The sequence below is a fragment of the Parvibaculum sp. genome (assembly GCF_019635935.1).
Lineage (GTDB): Bacteria > Pseudomonadota > Alphaproteobacteria > Parvibaculales > Parvibaculaceae > Parvibaculum.
This window is the reverse complement of sequence record NZ_JAHBYN010000001.1, coordinates 178,327-196,010: the sequence shown is the minus strand read 5'-3', so window position 1 is coordinate 196,010 and position 17,684 is coordinate 178,327. Positions and strand designations below refer to the sequence as shown.

At 64.7% G+C, this 17,684-nt stretch carries 18 protein-coding genes; 11 read left to right on the top strand and 7 right to left on the bottom strand.

Annotated features, from left to right (window positions below; all coding sequences use genetic code 11):
- The first annotated feature begins 137 nt into the window (after nt 1-137).
- Complete coding sequence (ilvD, locus tag KF719_RS01020) at nt 138-1,868, top strand: dihydroxy-acid dehydratase (protein WP_293506343.1); 1,731 nt, start codon at nt 138-140, stop codon at nt 1,866-1,868.
- 94 nt (nt 1,869-1,962) lie between these two features.
- Entirely contained in the window at nt 1,963-2,718 is a 756-nt protein-coding gene (locus tag KF719_RS01015) for a tetratricopeptide repeat protein (RefSeq protein WP_293506341.1), read from the top strand.
- Here the strand turns inward: KF719_RS01015 and KF719_RS01010 are convergent.
- Entirely contained in the window at nt 2,715-3,095 is a 381-nt protein-coding gene (locus tag KF719_RS01010) for an EthD domain-containing protein (RefSeq protein WP_293506339.1), read from the bottom strand. The genes KF719_RS01015 and KF719_RS01010 overlap by 4 nt on opposite strands.
- Nucleotides 3,096-3,197: 102 nt before the next feature.
- On the opposite strand from KF719_RS01010, the gene KF719_RS01005 reads away from it, so the two are divergent.
- Nucleotides 3,198-4,715, top strand: a complete 1,518-nt coding sequence (locus tag KF719_RS01005; RefSeq protein WP_293510542.1) for a M81 family metallopeptidase — start codon at nt 3,198-3,200, stop codon at nt 4,713-4,715.
- 25 nt (nt 4,716-4,740) lie between these two features.
- Here the strand turns inward: KF719_RS01005 and blaOXA are convergent, their stop codons facing one another.
- A complete protein-coding gene (gene blaOXA, locus KF719_RS01000) occupies nt 4,741-5,544 on the bottom strand; it encodes a class D beta-lactamase (protein ID WP_293506337.1) in 804 nt (267 codons plus the stop codon).
- Here blaOXA and KF719_RS00995 point away from each other — a divergent pair, their 5' ends adjacent.
- Nucleotides 5,545-5,781, top strand: a complete 237-nt coding sequence (locus KF719_RS00995; RefSeq protein WP_293506335.1) for a hypothetical protein — start codon at nt 5,545-5,547, stop codon at nt 5,779-5,781.
- Nucleotides 5,782-5,799: 18 nt separating this feature from the next.
- Here the strand turns inward: KF719_RS00995 and cueR are convergent, their stop codons facing one another.
- The 5 genes from cueR to erpA all read right to left on the bottom strand — a co-directional run bounded on the left by cueR (nt 5,800) and on the right by erpA (nt 10,459).
- On the bottom strand, nt 5,800-6,228 hold the full coding sequence (cueR, locus tag KF719_RS00990) for a Cu(I)-responsive transcriptional regulator (protein ID WP_293506333.1): 429 nt from the start codon (nt 6,226-6,228) through the stop codon (nt 5,800-5,802).
- Nucleotides 6,229-6,249: 21 nt separating this feature from the next.
- Complete coding sequence (locus tag KF719_RS00985) at nt 6,250-8,445, bottom strand: copper-translocating P-type ATPase (RefSeq protein ID WP_293506332.1); 2,196 nt, start codon at nt 8,443-8,445, stop codon at nt 6,250-6,252.
- A 174-nt stretch (nt 8,446-8,619) separates the two neighbouring features.
- A complete protein-coding gene (gene xth, locus KF719_RS00980; protein ID WP_293506331.1) occupies nt 8,620-9,402 on the bottom strand; it encodes an exodeoxyribonuclease III in 783 nt (260 codons plus the stop codon).
- Nucleotides 9,399-9,989 (bottom strand): PAS domain-containing protein, encoded by a 591-nt coding sequence (locus KF719_RS00975; RefSeq protein ID WP_293506330.1) that lies wholly within the window; start codon nt 9,987-9,989, stop codon nt 9,399-9,401. The genes xth and KF719_RS00975 overlap by 4 nt, the downstream gene beginning before the upstream one ends.
- A 122-nt stretch (nt 9,990-10,111) precedes the next feature.
- Nucleotides 10,112-10,459, bottom strand: coding sequence for an iron-sulfur cluster insertion protein ErpA (erpA, locus tag KF719_RS00970; RefSeq protein WP_293506328.1), 348 nt, complete (start codon nt 10,457-10,459; stop codon nt 10,112-10,114).
- 142 nt (nt 10,460-10,601) lie between these two features.
- On the opposite strand from erpA, the gene KF719_RS00965 reads away from it, so the two are divergent.
- From KF719_RS00965 to tatA, 7 genes are all read left to right on the top strand, one after another.
- Nucleotides 10,602-11,792, top strand: coding sequence for a deoxyguanosinetriphosphate triphosphohydrolase (locus tag KF719_RS00965; protein ID WP_293506326.1), 1,191 nt, complete (start codon nt 10,602-10,604; stop codon nt 11,790-11,792).
- 69 nt (nt 11,793-11,861) lie between these two features.
- The gene (argS, locus tag KF719_RS00960; RefSeq protein ID WP_293506324.1) at nt 11,862-13,613 is read left to right on the top strand and encodes an arginine--tRNA ligase; all 1,752 of its coding nucleotides are present in this window, start codon (nt 11,862-11,864) and stop codon (nt 13,611-13,613) included.
- Nucleotides 13,613-14,410 carry an SPOR domain-containing protein gene (locus KF719_RS00955; protein ID WP_293506322.1) on the top strand — a complete coding sequence of 266 codons (798 nt, stop codon included), beginning with the start codon at nt 13,613-13,615 and terminating at the stop codon, nt 14,408-14,410. Before argS ends, KF719_RS00955 begins: the two co-directional genes overlap by 1 nt.
- A complete protein-coding gene (gene nagZ / locus KF719_RS00950; protein ID WP_293506320.1) occupies nt 14,407-15,423 on the top strand; it encodes a beta-N-acetylhexosaminidase in 1,017 nt (338 codons plus the stop codon). Before KF719_RS00955 ends, nagZ begins: the two co-directional genes overlap by 4 nt.
- A gap of 143 nt (nt 15,424-15,566) precedes the next feature.
- Nucleotides 15,567-16,451 (top strand): ScpA family protein, encoded by an 885-nt coding sequence (locus KF719_RS00945; RefSeq protein ID WP_293506318.1) that lies wholly within the window; start codon nt 15,567-15,569, stop codon nt 16,449-16,451.
- A 143-nt stretch (nt 16,452-16,594) separates the two neighbouring features.
- Nucleotides 16,595-17,227, top strand: a complete 633-nt coding sequence (gene scpB, locus KF719_RS00940; protein ID WP_293510541.1) for an SMC-Scp complex subunit ScpB — start codon at nt 16,595-16,597, stop codon at nt 17,225-17,227.
- Between the two features lie 211 nt (nt 17,228-17,438).
- Nucleotides 17,439-17,669 carry a twin-arginine translocase TatA/TatE family subunit gene (tatA, locus tag KF719_RS00935; RefSeq protein ID WP_293510540.1) on the top strand — a complete coding sequence of 77 codons (231 nt, stop codon included), beginning with the start codon at nt 17,439-17,441 and terminating at the stop codon, nt 17,667-17,669.
- The last annotated feature ends 15 nt before the right edge of the window (nt 17,670-17,684 follow it).

Here is a 17,684-nt window from a genome sequence, read left to right as displayed (position 1 = left end):
AGACGATGTTCCCCCGCCGTCAGCCGTTGGTCAACCGGCGGATTTCAGGGCTTTATCCTTCGCTGCCTTCCCCCTAGTATCCGCCCGACTTTCATCCCCGAGAAGCCGGAGGCGCCCCTTCAACCGGGCGCGATCACATGACCGCCAGTAAATTCGACAAATCGAAGCTGCCGAGCCGCCACGTCACAGTCGGGCCGGAGCGCGCGCCGCACCGTTCCTACTACTACGCGATGGGGCTGACGGAAGACGAGATCAACCAGCCCTTCGTCGGCGTGGCGACCTGCTGGAACGAGTCCGCGCCCTGCAACATCTCGCTGATGCGCCAGGCGCAGTCGGTCAAGCGCGGCGTCACGATGTCGGCCGGCACGCCGCGCGAGTTCTGCACCATCACGGTGACCGACGGCATCGCGATGGGCCATCAGGGCATGAAGTCGTCGCTCGCGAGCCGCGACGTCATCGCGGATTCGGTCGAGCTCACGATGCGCGGCCATTGCTACGATGCGCTGGTCGGTCTTGCCGGCTGCGACAAGTCGCTGCCCGGCATGATGATGTCGATGGTCCGTCTCAACGTGCCCTCCGTCTTCATGTATGGCGGCTCGATCCTGCCGGGCAGGTTCCATGGGCGCGACGTCACCGTCGTCGACGTTTTCGAGGCGGTCGGCCAGCATTCGGCCGGCAATCTCGCGAACGAAGACCTGCACGAGCTCGAATGCGTCGCCTGTCCCTCCGCCGGTTCCTGCGGCGGTCAGTTCACGGCTAACACGATGGCCTGCGTCGCCGAGGCGATGGGCCTTGCGCTGCCGGGTTCCGGCGGTGCGCCGGCGCCCTACGAGAGCCGCGACGAATATGCGGAAGCCTCCGGCCGTGCGGTCATGCATCTCCTCGCCAACAACATCCGCCCGCGCGATATCGTCACCCGCAAGTCGCTCGAAAACGCCGCCGTCATCGTCGCCGCGACCGGCGGCTCGACCAATGGCGGGTTGCATCTACCGGCCATCGCGCATGAAGCCGGCATCGATTTCGACCTGATGGAAGTCGCCGAAATCTTCAAGAAGACGCCCTACATCACCGACCTCAAGCCCGGCGGCAACTACGTCGCCAAGGATCTTCACGAGGCGGGCGGCGTTTCGATGGTCCTCAAGGTGCTGCTCGACGGCGGTTACCTGCATGGCGATTGCCTGACCGTCACCGGCCAGTCGCTTGCCGACAATCTGAAGGACGTGAAGTTCAACCCGGACCAGAAGGTCGTCTATCCGCTGTCCAATCCCTTGTCGCCGACCGGCGGCGTCGTCGGGCTGCAAGGCTCGCTTGCGCCGGACGGCGCCATCGTCAAGGTCGCCGGCATGGAGAAGGACCATCTGAAGTTCTCCGGCCCGGCGCGCTGCTTCGACAGCGAGGAAGAATGCTTCGAGGCGGTCGGAAATCGTCAGTACAAGGAAGGCGAGGTTCTGGTCATCCGTTACGAGGGCCCGAAGGGCGGTCCCGGCATGCGCGAAATGCTGTCCACCACTGCGGCGCTTTACGGCCAGGGCATGGGCGACAAGGTGGCGCTGATCACCGACGGCCGCTTCTCCGGCGGCACGCGCGGTTTCTGCATCGGCCATGTCGGGCCGGAAGCGGCTGTCGGCGGCCCGATCGCGCTGATCGAGGATGGCGACATCATTTCGATCGACGCCGAAAAGGGCACCATCGACCTCGACGTCGACCCGGCGGTTCTCGAAAAGCGCCGCAAGGCCTGGAAGCCGCGCGAGACGATCTATGCCTCGGGCGCGTTGTGGAAATACGCCCAGCTTGTCGGCACCGCCCGCAAGGGCGCCGTCACGCATCCGGGCGGCGCAGCCGAAAAGCACGTCTACGCCGATATCTGAGGTCACAGCTTCACCATATTCCGGCTTTAGGCTTGGGTTTCGGGACTGTTCTGCCAGAATGGTCCCGAAGTCCCTTGTCCGCCCGGGAGTATCCATGACCGTCCGCAAAAGCCTCGCCTCGCTTGCTGCCATGCTCGGCCTGACCTTCACGCTGACCGGCGGCGTGCTGGCCGATCCGCTGCCGGAGGCGCAGGCCGCCTTCGATCGCGGCGTTGCGGCGCATCGCGCGGGCGATGTCGATGCCGCTCTCGCCGAATGGGCGTCGGCGGCCGAGGGCGGACATACAGGCGCCGCATGGGTGCTCGGCAATCTCTACGACAAGGGCGTCGGCGGCGTCGTGCGCCATCCCGGCAAGGCCTATGAGTATTACCTCCAGGCCGCGCGCGGCGGACAGCCGGAAGCGGCGGTGCGGCTTGGCCTGATCTATCTCGAAGGCAACGAGGCAATCGGCCTCAAGCGCAACTATCTCGAAGCGATGAAATCATTCGAGATGGCCGCGCTCGCGCCGCGCGCCGATGCGCAATATCACATCGGCATGATGCACCGCGCCGGTCTCGGCGTGCCGCTCGACCGCACGGAAGGCCTGCGCTGGCTGATCCTGTCGTCGAAGAAGCGCTATGCGCCGGCGCTGGCCGAGCTCGGCCGCATCCATTTCGAAGGCGAGGGCGTCGCCGCCGACCGCGTCGAGGGCTGGTCCTATCTGATGCTGGCCAACCGCTTCGGCACGCCGGAAGAACGCCGCGCCGTCGATGAACTCTTCGAGAAATACGAAAACCGCATGAAAACCGGCGAGCGCGAGCGGGCTCTCGAAATGGCCGATGCATGGACGGCGGCGAATAGCGGTAGCTAGAACACCACCTTCTCCTCGCCGAACCAGAGTGGCGATTTTACAAAATCGATGAACTTGGCTTCGTCTTCCAGAAGCTGACGTCCGGCTTCCATGCCCTCGGGTGTTGCCGTGGCGGCCGCGATATCCTCTATGCTTTCCCACCAGAGCTGCGCCACGCCGTCATAGATCGCCGGCGCCCTGTCGAGCCCGCCGGCGCGCGTTTCGCGGAGTGCATCGGCGAAAGCTGGATCGGCGGAATGCATCTGCACATAGCGCTTGATACGCAGGGCCTCCCGGTGGCTCTTCACCAGCGGCGCATGCTTGTTCCACCAGTAGTCCTGGAATTCGGCCAGCGTCAGGTTCGGCAGCCGGGTCAGGCAGAAGGTGAGCTTGATCATCGACGTGTTCCTCGGCGGTTTGATTTGATGCAAGTATAGGCGAGGCGTTGGATACCGGGCGGAAAATCAACTAAAACCGGGCGAAGCAGAGGAACCATACAAATCATGCGCATCGCGGTCGGCGGCTTCCAGCACGAGACCAACACCTTCGCGCCGTCGAAGGCCGACTATGCCGCTTTCGCGCAGGCCGATTCCTGGCCGGCGCTGCAAAGCGGGGCGGGCCTCCTCACCGCCTTCACCGGTATGAATGTGCCCGTTGCGGGCTTCATCGATGCGGCAACGAAAGCCGGCCACACGCTCATGCCGCTCGTCTGGTGTTCGGCGACGCCGTCGGCGCATGTGACCGAGGACGCCTTCGAGCGCATCGCCGCGATGATGCTCGACGCGCTTGAAGGATCGGCGCCGTTCGATGCCGTCTATCTCGATCTTCACGGCGCGATGGTGACCGAGCATCTCGACGACGGCGAGGGCGAGCTCCTTGCGCGCGTCCGCGCCGCCATCGGACCTGATGTGCCGCTCGTCGCCAGTCTCGACCTGCACGCCAATGTGACGCCGCGAATGGTGGCGCAAGCCGATGCGCTGATCGGCTACCGCACCTATCCGCATGTCGACATGGCCGAGACCGGCGCCCGCGCCGCCGCGCATCTCGACAGCATCTTCGCAGGTCTGCCGCGCCAGGCGAAGGCGATGCGCAAGCTCGACTATCTGATCCCGCTGACCGCGCAATGCACGCTGATCGAGCCCGCGCAACATCTCTACGCGCATCTGGCGAAACTCGAAGGACAGATGCTCGGCAATGGCCGCGTCGGCTCCGTCTCTTTCACCACCGGCTTCCCGCCCGTCGATATCGCCGATTGCGGGCCCACCGTCATCGCCTATGCCGACACGGAAGCCGCCGCCGAGGCTGCCGCCGACGCGCTCGCCGCCGAAATTGCCGCCGCCGAACCGCGCTTCCGCGAAAAGCTCTGGAGCGCGCGCGAGGCGGTTGCCTATGCGATCGCCAATGCCGATGGCGGCCACGGCCCCATCGTGCTGGCCGACACGCAGGACAATCCGGGCGCTGGCGGCAATGGCGACACGATCGGCATTCTCACCGAGCTGATCGCGCAAGGCGCGCCGCGCGCCGCGCTCGGCGTCCTCTACGATCCCGAAAGTGCCGGCACGGCGGCGCAGGCGGGCGAGGGCGCGCAGGTGCGCCTCGCGCTCGGCGCGAAGACCGGCGGCGCGCCGGACGAGAAACCCATCGAGGCTGAGTTCGAAGTGGTGCGCGTCACCGATGGCGAGTTTCTGGCGACCGGCCCCTTTTATGGCGGCTCGCGCATGTCGCTCGGGGTCACGGTGCGCTTGCGCATCCGCGGCGTCGAAGTTGTCGTCGCCTCGCGCAAAGCTCAGTGTGCGGATCGCGAGATGCTGCGCCACACCGGCATCGAACCGGCCAATCTCGCCATTCTCGCGGTCAAGAGCTCGGTCCATTTCCGCGCCGATTTCGGGCCGATGGCGCGCGAAGTGCTGGTCGTCGAAAGCCCCGGCCCCAATATCGCCGACCTCTCGAAGCTGCCCTACAAGCGCCTGCGCAAGGGCATCCGCGTGATGCCGATGGGTGAGGGGTTCGGGGGGTAACTTCTCTTCGGTGTAGAGCCCGTCTTTACAACGCGCCCAACTCTCCCAGAAACCGCTTCGCAAGCGCGATGCGCAAGCCCGCCTGCTCGATCTCCGTCATATCCATGTTGAGCGCGAAGGCGAAAATCCTGCCGTCGCGTTCCACCCAGCCGACGAACCAGCCGAGATCGGTCTTGTCCTCGTAAAAGGCCCAGCCGGTCTTGCCGTAGAGTTTCGCGCCGTCGATCTCTTCCATCAGCAGGATTTCCCGCACCTGTGTCTGACTGCGGTCCGTCAGCGGCAAGGCGTTTGTCGCCAGCGCGGCAACGAAGCGGGCTTGCTCCACCGCGCTGATTTCGAGCGGCCCGTCGAGCCAGAAGCGATCGACAACATCGCCGGGGTCGGCATTACCATAGCCGAGCCGTTCCAGCATGCCGCGCATGCGTTCGAGGCCGATGCGCCGCGCGACCTCCTGATAGACCGGCACGTTCGAGGCGCGGATCGCCTCGCGCATGCTCATGTCGCGTTCCCATTGCGGAAAGGGTTGCGGCTTGCCGCCATAGGGCAGCACCTCGTCGACATCCGCCACCGCGCCGGTTTCGAGCGCGATCAGGCTGTTGGCGATCTTGAAGGTCGAGGCCGGCACGTCGCGGCGCAGCGCGCGCGCCGGATGAACGAGCGTGAGCGTATTGCCCTGCACGTCATGCATCGCGAAAGTGCCGGTGATGCCGGCTGCATCGAAGAACCGTCCAAGGTCAGGACGTTCCTCGAAGTTGGACGATTGCGCGCCCGCCAGCGTCGGCAGCATGAGGAGAGCGGCAAGGATCGCGAGTATCCATCGGACGGGCATATGGGCTCCGGAAAAGGACAGGCAGGAGGGAAAGTCGCCGCGCTTTATGGTGACAGTGGGGCTGTCATCGGGCCGAACTCGGGCGATGGTGCCGTATGTCGGAAATTTGCGCTGCCGGTATGGTTCCCCGATATGATCCCTAAATGGGGATTGAGCGTTGCGCTGACAATTGGGGATATCTTTTTCGAATGCTTTTTCCGCGTTCGCGCAGTGCCGGAGGTCGGCGTCGATGTCTGACGCTGTTGGATCGGTTCGTCATGGGCGCCTCCGCTTCGGCGCCCGCGCCGGCGCATCGTGTTCCGCCGAAAGATCGTCGAGGATCGGACAATCGGGCCGGTTGTCGCCGTGGCAGGTCGCGGCGAGCTTGCGCAGCGTGGCGGCGACGGCTTGCATTTCGGCGATCTGTCTTTCCAGTTCGACGACATGGCCGAGCGCCAGCTTCTTCACCTCGGCGCTGTTGCGGTCATCGTCGCGCCAGAGGCCGAGCAGCGTTTCGATGCGCTCCATCGAGAAACCCATCGTCCGCGCGCGCTTGACGAAGCGCAGCACATGCAGGTCGTTTTCGCTGTAGACGCGATAGCCGCTCTCGCTGCGCGCCGCCGGGTCGATCAGGCCGACGCTCTCATAATAGCGGATCATCTTGGCCGAGACGCCCGAGGCCTTCGCCGCTTCGCCGATGTTCATGGGTTCGTTCCGTTCGTTGGCTCACCCGAGCTTCGCCTGCCGCAGCCGCAGCGCGTTGCCGATCACGCTGACCGAGCTCAGCGACATCGCAGCCGCCGCGATTACCGGCGACAGCAGGATGCCGAAGAAAGGATAGAGCAATCCGGCCGCCACCGGAACGCCCGCCGCATTGTAGACGAAGGCGAAAAAGAGGTTCTGCCGGATGTTGCGCATCGTCGCCCGGCTCAATGCCCGCGCCTTGACGATGCCGCCGAGATCGCCACCGAGCAGCGTGATGCCGGCGCTTTCCATCGCCACGTCGGTGCCGGTTCCCATGGCGATGCCGACATCGGCGGCGGCGAGTGCCGGGGCATCGTTGACGCCGTCGCCGGCCATAGCCACCACGCGGCCCTGCGCCTTCAATTCGCTCACGATCTCGGCCTTGCGTTCCGGCAGCACTTCGGCCTCCACATCGAGAATGCCGAGCCGCCGCGCCACGGCCTCGGCAGTCGTGATGTTGTCGCCGGTCAGCATGACGATGCGGATGCCGTCGGCCTTCAGCGCGTCGAGCGCCGCCGGCGTCGTTTCCTTCACGGGGTCGGCAATCGCGATGACGCCCGCCGCCTTGCCGTCGATCGCGGCGAAGATCGCCGTTGCGCCGTCGCGGCGCAGCCGTTCGGCGGTCTCCCTCAAGGCGTCCGTATCGACGTCGCATTCGGTCAGATATTTTGCGTTGCCGGCGATGACGGCATGGCCATCGACCTTGCCGCGCGCGCCGCGCCCGGCGGGCGAACTGAAATCGACGACTTCCACCAGTCGAAGCCCGCGTTCTTCGGCCGTCTTGACGATTGCCGCGCCCAGCGGGTGTTCGCTCGCCCGTTCAAGGCTGGCCGTCAGGCGCAGCATTTCATTCTCGTCGGCGCCGGCCGCCGCGACGATCTCGACCACGCGGGGGCGGCCCTCGGTCAGCGTGCCGGTCTTGTCGACCACCAGCGTGTCGATGCGCTCCATGCGTTCGAGCGTCGCGGCGTCGCGCACCAGCACGCCGAGGCCCGCGCCGCGGCCGACGCCGACCATGATCGACATCGGTGTCGCAAGGCCGAGCGCGCAAGGGCAGGCGATAATCAGCACCGCGACGGCCGCGACCAATGCGAAGGCAAGGCGCGGTTCGGGTCCGAAGACCGACCAGACCGCGAAGGCCAGCACCGCGACCGCGATCACCGCCGGCACGAACCAGCCGGACACCCGGTCCGCCAGCCTTTGTATCGGCGCGCGGGAGCGTTGCGCGGCGGCGACCAGGCCGACGATCTGCGCCAGCATCGTGTCGCGGCCGATCTTTTCGGCCTTCATCGTGAAGCTGCCGGTCTGGTTGACCGTGCCGGCGATCAGCCTGTCGCCGGCCCGCTTCGTCACCGGCATCGCCTCGCCGGTAATCATCGCCTCGTCGATCGCGCCGCCGCCGTCGAGAAGCGCGCCGTCCACCGGCACCTTCTCGCCGGGGCGTACGCGCAGCACGTCGCCGACGGCTATGTCTTCGATGGCGACGTCCTCGTCTCTGCCATCCGCGTCGACTCGCCGCGCCGTTTTGGCTTCGAGGCCAAGCAGCGCCTTGATCGCGTCGCCGGTCGTTTCGCGGGCCCTGAGTTCGAGCACCTGTCCGAGCAGCACCAGCACGGTGATGACCGCCGCCGCCTCGAAATAGACCGCGACCGTCCCATGCCCGTCACGGAAGGCGTCCGGGAAAATATCGGGCGCCAGCGTCGCGACCATGCTGTAGGCCCAGGCGGTGCCGGTGCCCATGGCGATCAGCGTGAACATGTTGAGATTGCGCGTGACGAGCGATTGCCAGCCGCGCTCGAAGAAGGGCCAGCCCGCCCACAGCACCACCGGCGTCGCAAGCGCCATCTGCATCAGATTGTTGGTCTGCTGCGCGACGACATGCGACAGGCCGGTCAGATGCGCGCCCATTTCGAGCACGAAGACGGGCAGGGCGAGGGCCGCACCGATCCAGAAGCGCCGCTTCATATCGGCATATTCCGGGTTCGGAGCATCTCCGGCCGCCGGCATTATCGGCTCCAGTGCCATGCCGCAGATCGGGCAGGAGCCGGCTACATCGCGGATGACCTCCGCATGCATCGGACAGGTCCATTGTGCGCCTGCCGGCACGTCCACGGGTGCGGGTTTCGTTCCGGTCCCGTGACAATGATGGGCATGGTCGTGGTGTTCGCATCCGCTCATGGAAAGCTCCTCTGCTCGGATACAGATAGGGCTTCCCATGATGGGAAGGTCAAGGCCGGGGATAAGTCGTCTCGGCCGCTCAATCCTGCACAGTGCGCGGTCCGCGGGCGAACGGGCCGAACGGCTCGTGACAGTTTTTTGACAGAACGGTGACAGCCGGCCCTTTCGGGCCCCTCAGAGGTCGAGTTCCACCCACACCGGCACATGGTCGGAAGGCTTTTCGCGGCCCCTCACATTGCGGTCGATGTCGCAGGCTTTCAGGCGGTCGGCGGCCTGCGGCGACAGCAACAGGTGGTCGATGCGGATGCCGTTGTCCTTCGCCCAGGCGCCGGCCTGATAGTCCCAGAAGGTGTAACGATGGGCTTCGGTGTGGCAGGCGCGGAAGGCGTCGGTGAAACCGAGATTGATCAGCTCACGGAACTTCGTCCGCGTTTCCGGGCGGAACAGCGCATCTTCCGCCCATGCTTGCGGGTCGTGAACGTCGTCGGCGGTCGGTATCACATTGTAGTCGCCGGCGAGCACCAGCGGCTCTTCGAAGGCCAGCAGGCGGTGCGCGTGGTCGATCAGCCGGTCCATCCAGTGCAGCTTGTATTCGAATTTTTCGCTGTCGACCGGATTGCCGTTCGGCAGATAGATCGAGGCGACACGCAACGCGCCGTCCGCGGTCGATACCACCGCCTCGATGTAGCGCGACTGCTCGTCGCCATTTCCGCCGGGCAGGCCGCGGGTTACGTCCTCAAGCGGCAGCTTGGAGATAATCGCGACGCCGTTATAGGTTTTTTGTCCGTGTACCGCGACGTTGTAGCCCAGTTCCTCGATCTCGCCGCGCGGGAAGGCGTCGTCGAGGCATTTCAACTCCTGCAGGCACACGATGTCGGGCTCGGCTTCTTTCAGCCATACTGTCAGGTTCGCAATGCGCGCCTTGATCGAATTGACGTTGAAGGTCGCGATCTTCATCTGTCGCCCCGCCTTCCTTCGGTCATCGCGGTTCCCTCTGCCCACTGAACGATTGCCTCGCCGTCCGGCAATCCCTGTCCGACCTCGATGAATTCGAAGTGGGTCGCCGGCGCCATGAAGATCGGCCGCCCGCCGGTCCTGGTATAGGGTACCGTGCCGAGCGGTGTCACCACCATCACGATCAACCGGCCTTCGCCGTCGTCGGTGCGCAGGGGAAAACCGGTCACCTCCACCTCCGCCGCGAAACCGCGCTGGTATTCCTCGCGATGTACGGAAACGAAGCCGCAGGGTGTCGCGTGGAAGGCCTTAACCCGTGCGGCGGCGCGCGCCACCTGCATCGGTTCGGCGAAGTCGCCATAGCGCTTGCCCGTTATGTTCATCCCTTGCCGTTCGACGAGGCCCGTGCCGGCGTAGCGGAAAACGAGATCGCCGTCCGCGAGTTCGGCGATCACCATATGCGGCATCAGCGGTGCGATTTCGGAGGTGAGCTTGAAGGCGGCGCGGGTCGGGACTTCGTTGCCGGTTCGGATCGCTTTCCAGTAGTTCCCCAGCTTTTGACCGGCTTCGGTCAGTACGCGACTGTTCATCGGGTTACGCTTGCACCTCCTCCACACAGAATCACTCAAGTGGCTAGAGACTACCGGCGTTTTCTCTATGGTAAAACCGTCATTGTGCCATTTCGGCACAATAATTTGAGTATATCCGCCCGCTAGACTGAGAAGGAAGTGCCGCAACCGCAGGATGACGTTGCGTTAGGATTGTTGATCTTGAAAGCCGAACCGATCAGATCGTCCGTGTAGTCGATCTCGGAGCCCGCCAGATAATTGACCGACACCGCGTCGATCAGCACGGTAACGCCGTCCCTTTCAAGCACCAGATCGTCGTCCTGCTTGCTGTCGTCGAGCGTGAAGCCGTATTGAAAGCCCGAGCAGCCACCGCCTTGCACGGCCACGCGCAGCATGGCGCCTTCGCCTTCGCCATCGATGATTTTGGCGATCTGGCGGGCGGCGCGCGCCGTCAGTGTGATCGGTGGGGCAAGTTCGGCGGTCTCGGTCATGCGGTCTTTCGTGCGTTCGGGCCGGAAACAGTGCTTTCGGCTTTGAACAATACCAGAATTGGCTTAGCAGATATGTAGGCGTCCGCCACCCGGTTTTCAAATCGCAAACCCGGGGCCTGGGGCCGAAAAGTTGAGGTTTTACTTGCCGATAGCCAATCCCGCCGCCACCGCGCCCTATGCCACTCGTGCCGAGGAAACGCGCGGGCGGCTCTTTGCGGAAGCCGAGAGCGCCACGCGGACGCCGTTCCAGCGCGACCGCGACCGGATCATTCATTCCGGCGCCTTCCGCCGTCTCAAGTACAAGACGCAGGTCTTCGTCTATCACGAGGGCGACAACTATCGGACGCGGCTTTCGCATTCGCTGGAAGTGGCGCAGGTCGCGCGGTCCATCGCCCGTGTGCTCGGTCTCGACGAAGACCTCGCCGAAACGCTGGCGCTGGCGCACGATCTCGGTCACACGCCGTTCGGTCATGCCGGCGAAACAGCGCTCGATCGCTGCATGGACGGCTTTGGCGGCTTCGATCACAACGCCCAGACGCTGCGCATCGTCACCAAGCTCGAACGCCGCTATGCGCGTTTCGACGGCCTCAACCTCACATGGGAAACGCTCGAAGGTCTGGTCAAGCACAACGGGCCCGTGCTGACGCCGAAACGCGGCGTCGATGCCTTGCCGCGCGCCTTGGCCGAATATGCCGAGACGCAGGATCTCGAACTGACGACCTATGCGGGACCGGAGGCGCAGGTGGCGGCGCTGGCCGACGACATTGCCTACAACAATCACGACATCGACGACGGCCTGCGCGCCGGCCTTTTCGAGATCGAGGATCTGATGGCGCTGCCGTTGGTCGGCGACGCCTTCCGCGCGGTCCTCGACGAGTTTCCGGGGCTCGAAACCACACGCGTGATACACGAAGCGGTGCGGCGGCTGATCGGCGCGATGGTCGACGATTTGCTGGCCGAGACGCTGCGCAGGCTCGCCGACGCACGACCGGCTTCCGCCGCCGATGTCCGCGCGATGGACCGGCCGCTGGTCGGTTTCAGCGCGACGATGCGCGAGCACAATGCGGCACTGAAATCCTTTCTGATGCAGCGCATGTACCGCCACTACCGGGTCAACCGTTCGATGAGCAAGGCGCAACGGATCGTCACCGACCTTTTCGAGTTGCTGCATCGGGAGCCCGACCTCCTGCCGCCGGAATGGCAGGAGGGCTGCGATGGGGCGGGTGGGCTCAGGACTTCGCGGCGGGTTTGCGATTTTATCGCCGGCATGACCGACCGCTTTGCGATCGAGGAGCACAGGCGGCTCTTCGATCTCCACGATTCAAGGGCCTGATCGGGGCTGGAAACGGGTCTTCGGCGCGGCTAGAGTGCGCGCCCGGCAGCCCCATAAGTGACGGCAGAGATGAACATTTTTCGCTATTTCGAGGATCGCGTCGAGGCTGCCCTGAAGGCCCTCGAAAAAGAAGGCGCACTGCCGGCCGGGCTCGACACCTCGCGCGTTGCCGTCGAACCGCCGCGCGATCCTTCGCATGGCGACCTCTCGACCAATGCGGCGATGGTGCTGGCAAAGCCTGCGAACATGAAGCCGCGCGATCTCGCCGACCGTCTGGCGGCGAAGCTCGCGGCGGAAGAAGCGGTGACGGAAGTTTCCGTTGCCGGACCTGGCTTCATCAATCTGCGCCTCAACGCCAGTTTCTGGCTGGCGCGCATTCCCGAAATGCTGCGTTCAGGGCCGGCCTACGGTACGAGCGAGCTGGGCGCGGGCGAGGCGGTCAACGTGGAATATGTTTCGGCCAATCCGACCGGCCCGATGCATGTCGGCCATGTGCGCGGCGCGGTTTTCGGCGATGCGCTGGCAAACCTGCTTGAAAAAGTCGGCTACCGCGTCTGCCGCGAATACTACATCAACGATGCGGGCGGGCAGATCGAAGTGCTGGCGCGCAGTGTCCTGCTTCGCTACCGCGAGGCGCGGGGCGAGGCGATTGGCGCGATCCCCGAAGGCCTTTATCCGGGCGACTATCTGAAGCCGGTGGGGCAGGCGCTTGCGGCAACGCATGGCGGCGGTCTGATCGAAGGGAACGACGAGACGGAAGCGCTGCGGATTGCACGCGAGGCCGCCGTCGAGGCGATGATGGAGCTGATCCGCGGCGATCTCGCCGTGCTCGGGATCACGCATGAAGTCTTCTTCTCCGAGCTTTCCCTGCACCGGTCGGGCGCGATCGAGGAAACGGTGAAGCTGCTGGAAGACAAGGGCCTCATTTATGTCGGCGTGCTGGAGCCGCCGAAGGGCGAGACGCCGGAAGACTGGGAACCGCGCCCGCAAACGCTTTTCCGTTCGACGCAGTTCGGCGACGACGCCGACCGGGCGCTCAAGAAGTCCGATGGAAGCTGGACCTATTTCGCGCCGGACATTGCCTATCACCACGACAAATTCCGGCGCGGTTACCGGACGCTGATCGATGTCTGGGGCGCCGATCATTCGGGCTACATCAAGCGCGTCAAGGCGGCGGTGGCGGCGATCACCGACAATGGCGCCGAGATCGACGTCAAGGTCTGCCAGATGGTGCGGCTCTTTCGCAACGGCGAGCCGGTGCGCATGTCGAAACGCGCCGGCGATTTCGTGACCCTGCGCGAAGTCGTGGACGAAGTCGGCAAGGATGCCGTCCGCTTCATGATGCTGACGCGGAAAAACGATGCGCCGCTCGATTTCGACTTCGTCAAGGTGAAGGAGCAGTCGCGCGATAATCCGGTGTTTTATGTGCAGTACGCCCATGCGCGCATCCATTCGGTTTTGCGCAATGCGGCCGAGGCCGGTTACGATCTCTCCGACGGCGCTTTGGCAAACGCCGATCTGTCGCGTCTCGGCGACGAGGCGGAACTTGCGCTGCTTCGGCTGATGGCCGGCTTTCCGCGCCAGGTCGAGCAGGCGGCCATTGCGCATGAACCGCACCGGATCGCCTTCTATCTCGACGACCTGGCGGCGGCCTTCCATGCGTTGTGGAACAAGGGCAAGGACGATGCGTCGCTGCGCTTCATCCGCGAGGATGACAGGGATGCTACGCTTGCCAGACTCGCTTTGATTCGCGCTGCCGCATATGTCGTTGCCGCCGGTTTGGGGATTCTGGGGGTGGAGCCGACCGAGGAGATGCGCTGATGCCGAACCGGGATGGCCACTGGGACGAGGATCCGGAATACGACTTCGATCCCGACGTCGAGGACTACGAAGTTTATGACGAAGAGGAAGGGCGCCGCCGCGGGCCGCTGATGCTTCTCAGCGTCGTGGCGTTGCTGGTGGTTTTTGCCGGTGTCGTTTTTCTGGCCTATCGGCAGGGTGACACCGGCGGCGCCATACCGCCGCTGCTGCGCGCCGATGGCGAACCGACCAAGGAAGTCCCGGCCAATCCCGGCGGCAAGAAATTCCCGCATCAGGATGCCGGCATTTACGATCGCATTGGCGGCGATACGGCCGGGCGCGGCGAGGGCGAACAGTTGCTCCCGCCCGCCGAAGAACCGCTTGCCATCGACCGGCCGTCCGAAATTTCGCCGCGCGACCAGCAAGCGATGGACCGGCTGGCGCAGGCGATCGAAAGCGCGCCGCTGGAACCGATTGTGCCGGCAGCGCCCCAGGCAGAGCCCGAGGCTGTCGTTCCGTCGGCGCCCGAGGCGCCTGCGGAAGCAGTGCCGCCGCCGGTTGCGAACAACACCGGCACGCATGTCGTGCAACTCGCGGCCTTCCGCGACGAAGCGGCGGCGCGCGATGCTTTCGAGAAGCTCCGGGGAAAGTTTCCCGATCTTCTCGGACCGCTCGTCATCGACATCCAGCGTGCCGATCTCGGTGAGCAGGGCATCTATTACCGGCTGCGCGGCGGTTATCTCGAAAAGGATGCGGCCGACAGGCTTTGCGGCCAGCTCGATGCGCAAGGGCAGGGCTGCTTCGTCCGGCCGCGATGAGCGTTTCCGCAGCGATCTATGGATGTGCGGGGCTCGAACTTGATGAGGTCGAGCGCGCATTCTTTCGTGCAGCGCAGCCCTGGGGCTTCATTCTCTTTGCGCGCAACATCGACACGCCGGATCAGGTGCGGCGACTGATCGCGAGCCTTCGCAAGGCCGCCGGTCACGATGCGCAAATCCTGATCGATCAGGAAGGCGGCCGCGTTCAGCGCCTGCGTCCGCCGCACTGGCATCGCTATCCGCCCGGGCGCGCCTATGGTGCGGTCCATTCCGCCGATCCCGAAACCGGCATTAAAGCAGTGCGGCTCGGCGCGCGGCTGATCGCCGAGGATCTTCGCGATCTCGGCATCACGGTCGATTGCCTGCCTGTTCTCGATGTGCCGGCGGCAGGCGCGCATGATGTGATCGGCGACCGCGCCTATGCTCAGTCGCCGGACGATGTCGCGGCGCTCGGCCGTGCGGCGGCGGACGGCTTGCTGGCTGGCGGCGTGTTGCCGGTGATGAAGCATATTCCGGGGCATGGCCGCGCCGGTGTCGACAGTCACAAGAGCCTGCCCGTTGTTTCGGCCTCCCGGCGCGAACTCGAGGAAACGGACTTTCCTCCCTTCCGAGCGTTGCTCGATCTGCCGCTGGCGATGACGGCGCATGTCGTCTATGCGGCCATCGATCCGGACGCACCGGCGACCACTTCGAAGAAAGTGATTGGCGAGATCGTGCGCGGCCACATCGGGTTCGACGGTTTGCTGATGTCGGACGATCTTTCGATGGAGGCGCTGGCGGGCGATCTGGGTGCGCGGGCGCGGGCGAGCCTCGCCGCCGGCTGCGATGTCGTCCTGCACTGCAACGGCCGGATGGCCGAGATGGAGGCGGTGGCTGGCGAGGCCCCACTGCTGGTGGGCACAGCAAGGACCCGCGCCGAATCGGCCGAGGCAATGCGGCTGCAGCGTACCAAGGCGTTAGACCCGGCGGAAAATCATGCGCGACTTGCCGAAATTCTGGCGGATTACGGGTAAGATCGCTGGGGATAAACCGATAAACAGGGTACCCGCGCCAGAGGGTGCGCGGTATAAGGGTCAATCGTCCCCGGCCGATGGGCAGAATCGGATCGCGGATGCTTGGGGACTACAAGAATCCGGGTCATATGCACAAGGCAGCCATGAGCGAGGCGCCCACACAAGGCGAAGCTGACGACGGCGCACCGGCAGGCGACGCCGCGGCGGGCGATGCCGTTTCCGGATTCGAGGAAGGGCCGCCGCGGAGTGCCGCCGATCCCGGCGATATGCTGATCGTCGATCTCGACGGTTTCGAGGGGCCGCTCGACGTCCTGCTGACGCTGGCGCGCAACCAGAAGGTCGACCTCACCCGCATTTCGATCCTGAAACTTGCCGAGCAATATCTCGACTTCATCGCCCATGCGCGGCGCATGGAGCTCGACCTTGCCGCCGATTATCTGGTGATGGCGTCGTGGCTCGCTTACCTGAAATCGAAGTTGCTGTTGCCGCCGCCCGAAGAGGAAGAGGGCCCGTCCGGCGCCGAGATGGCGGCGCGGCTTGCGTTCCAGTTGCAGCGGCTGGAGGCGATGCGCAACGCGGCGCAACAGATTTTCGGGCGTCAGTGCCGGTTGGGGCTGCAGGTTTTCCAGCGCGGTGCGCCGGAAGGTATTCGCGTCATCAAGACAAGCAATTATCAGGGAACGCTATACGAGCTTCTGAAGAGCTATTCCGAGCAGCGCCTGAAGGGACATGAAACCAAGTGGGAGCCCAAGCGGCTTCCGATCATGGCGATCGAGGCGGCGCGCAAGCGCTTCGAGGCGATGATGGGCATGATGTTCGACTGGGGCCGGATCGACAATTTCCTGCCTGCCGACGAGATGAGCGCGCCGATGCGGCGTTCGGCGATGGCGAGCATGCTGAGTGCGGCGCTGGAGCTTGCCAAGGACGGGCATATGGAGCTGCGCCAGGCCGGTGCCTTTGCGCCGCTGTTCCTGCGCCGCCGCGAGGCCAAACCAGACCAGACCACCCCAGAGAAGACCGAAGAATGACGGACGAGACAGTGCAGAATACGGAAGCCGAGGGCGGTATCGAGATGGAAATCGACGAGGACGAAGGAGGCGGCACGGGCGATGCGCCCGAGAACGTCGTCCGGTTTCCGGTCAACGCGACCGAACATGCGGCGCTGATCCGCATGGTCGAGGCGTTGCTTTTCGCGGCCGCCGAACCCCTCGACATCGACAGCATCGCCAGCCGGCTGCCTGAGGGCGCCGATGTCGGTGCGGCAATCGAGGACCTGCAGCAGACCTATGAGGGGCGGGGCGTCAATCTGGTCCGCGTCGCCAACAAGTGGATGTTCCGCACCGCCGACGATCTGGGTTTCCTGATGGAGCGCGAGGCGGTCGAGCAGCGCCGGTTATCGCGCGCCGCGATGGAGACGCTGGCCATCGTCGCCTATCACCAGCCCGTCACCCGCGCCGAAATCGAGGAAATCCGGGGCGTCAGCGTTTCCAAGGGGACGCTCGATGTGCTGATGGAGACTGGATGGGTGCGGTTGCGCGGGCGCAAGCGGACGCCGGGCCGGCCGGTGACCTACGGGACGACCGAAGATTTCCTGGTGCATTTCGGGCTCGAAAATGTCGGCGATCTGCCGGGCATCGACGAGTTGAAGGCGGCGGGCCTTCTCGACGGGCGGCTGCCGCCCGGCTTCGATGTTCCCAATCCAAGCGAGAGCGGCGGCGAAGGCGACGGCGAATTTGCCGACGAGGAGGAATATGGCGCGGCGCTCGACGAGCATCTCGCGCAGGACGCGGTGGAAGACAAGTAGCCGGTCCAACTTCGTCCAATATCTGAATTCCGCGACGATTTTCGTTTAATATCATCCCGGTGTTGTGGTTTGTTAACCATGAACATTCGCGCGGCGCAGGCGGCGCGGAAAATCCGGAATGATGTCGCAATCCGGCGGCGAAACGCCCATATTGGGCAAAGGTAATGCCGGTTACAGGGGCGCGGGCATCTTCGCGCCGGTGGAGAAAGAAATGCCGAGTTGGACACAAATACTGCTGGTCGTCGTGCTGATCCTTCTGCTGTTCGGCCGGGGCAAGATCTCCGAGATGATGGGCGACTTCGCCAAGGGTATCAAAAGCTTCAAGCGGGGGCTTTCGGATGAGGAAGAGGCCGATGCGGCCGGTTCCGAACCCAAGACCATCGATGCAACGGTCAACCGGGAAGAGAGTGCCGAGGCCAAGAACAAGGCCACAAACGGCTAACGGGCTCGTTTGAAC

Bases quoted from the DNA above. Each gene is read 5' to 3' on its own strand.
- ilvD (WP_293506343.1), top strand. From the start codon at position 138: ATGACCGCCAGTAAATTCGACAAATCGAAGCTGCCGAGCCGCCACGTC.
- KF719_RS01015 (WP_293506341.1), top strand. From the start codon at position 1,963: ATGACCGTCCGCAAAAGCCTCGCCTCGCTTGCTGCCATGCTCGGCCTG.
- KF719_RS01010 (WP_293506339.1), bottom strand. From the start codon at position 3,095: ATGATCAAGCTCACCTTCTGCCTGACCCGGCTGCCGAACCTGACGCTG.
- blaOXA (WP_293506337.1), bottom strand. From the start codon at position 5,544: ATGCCCGTCCGATGGATACTCGCGATCCTTGCCGCTCTCCTCATGCTG.
- KF719_RS00995 (WP_293506335.1), top strand. From the start codon at position 5,545: ATGGGCTCCGGAAAAGGACAGGCAGGAGGGAAAGTCGCCGCGCTTTAT.
- cueR (WP_293506333.1), bottom strand. From the start codon at position 6,228: ATGAACATCGGCGAAGCGGCGAAGGCCTCGGGCGTCTCGGCCAAGATG.
- KF719_RS00985 (WP_293506332.1), bottom strand. From the start codon at position 8,445: ATGAGCGGATGCGAACACCACGACCATGCCCATCATTGTCACGGGACC.
- xth (WP_293506331.1), bottom strand. From the start codon at position 9,402: ATGAAGATCGCGACCTTCAACGTCAATTCGATCAAGGCGCGCATTGCG.
- KF719_RS00975 (WP_293506330.1), bottom strand. From the start codon at position 9,989: ATGAACAGTCGCGTACTGACCGAAGCCGGTCAAAAGCTGGGGAACTAC.
- erpA (WP_293506328.1), bottom strand. From the start codon at position 10,459: ATGACCGAGACCGCCGAACTTGCCCCACCGATCACACTGACGGCGCGC.
- argS (WP_293506324.1), top strand. From the start codon at position 11,862: ATGAACATTTTTCGCTATTTCGAGGATCGCGTCGAGGCTGCCCTGAAG.
- KF719_RS00955 (WP_293506322.1), top strand. From the start codon at position 13,613: ATGCCGAACCGGGATGGCCACTGGGACGAGGATCCGGAATACGACTTC.
- nagZ (WP_293506320.1), top strand. From the start codon at position 14,407: ATGAGCGTTTCCGCAGCGATCTATGGATGTGCGGGGCTCGAACTTGAT.
- KF719_RS00945 (WP_293506318.1), top strand. From the start codon at position 15,567: ATGAGCGAGGCGCCCACACAAGGCGAAGCTGACGACGGCGCACCGGCA.
- scpB (WP_293510541.1), top strand. From the start codon at position 16,595: ATGGTCGAGGCGTTGCTTTTCGCGGCCGCCGAACCCCTCGACATCGAC.
- tatA (WP_293510540.1), top strand. From the start codon at position 17,439: ATGCCGAGTTGGACACAAATACTGCTGGTCGTCGTGCTGATCCTTCTG.